1 protein-coding gene is annotated in these 875 nt (G+C 51.2%); it reads left to right on the forward strand.

Annotated features, from left to right (window positions below):
• A partial coding sequence (locus GPK49_RS06445) for a recombinase family protein (RefSeq protein WP_318283868.1) occupies positions 1-875 on the forward strand: 875 nt, incomplete at both ends.

Consider the following 875-nt stretch of genomic DNA (forward strand, 5'->3'; position numbering starts at 1 on the left):
ACCGGGCATTTGATTGAGGACTTTTTCCCAAGGAACGGTGTCCGCTATATCGCCATGAATGACGGTATCGACACCCTGCGGGATAACAACGATATTGCCCCATTCAAGAATATCCTGAACGAGATGTACAGCAAGGATATTTCCAAGAAAGTCCATTCCTCTTATCTTCTGAAAGCGCAGAAAGGACAGTTTACCGGGTGTCTTGCCCCGTTTGGATATCGGAAAGACCCAGAGGACAAAAACCATCTGCTCATTGACGAGGAAACCGCCCCGATTGTGCGGCTGATTTTCGGATATGCCCTGAACGGTCATGGTCCGAACTATATCCGCAGACGGCTGGAGGAAGAAAAAATCCCCTGCCCCACATGGTGGAACCGGGAACGGGGGCTTCGCAATACCCGCACCAAATGGGAAAAGAAAGACCCGGAAAACGGGCGGTATATGTGGGACTTCTCCGTTATCAAAGACCTTTTGATGAATCCCGTCTACACCGGGGCGATTGCTTCCCAGAAAAAGGACTACCGTTTCAAAATCGGCACGATTGGGGAAAAGAAGCCGGAGGACTGGATTGTGGTGGAGGGGCAGCATGAACCGCTGATTGATCGCATGAGCTTTGACATTGTGCAGAACAAGCTGAAATCCCGCCAGCGTCCGGGGCAGACTAATGAAATCAGCCTGTTTGCCGGACTGTTAAAATGCGGCGAGTGTGGGAAGTCGCTGACGGTACGCTACACAAACGCAAAACATCCCCAGCAGATTTATTCCTGCAAGACCTACAATGCCTTTGGAAAGAACCACTGCACCCAGCACCGGATTGACTATGACACCCTTTACAGCCATGTGCTGCGGAAAATCCGGGAATGTGCCAGAGCTGC

Source organism: Clostridium sp. MCC345 (assembly GCF_018785345.1).
Taxonomy (GTDB): domain Bacteria; phylum Bacillota; class Clostridia; order Lachnospirales; family Anaerotignaceae; genus Anaerotignum_A; species Anaerotignum_A faecicola.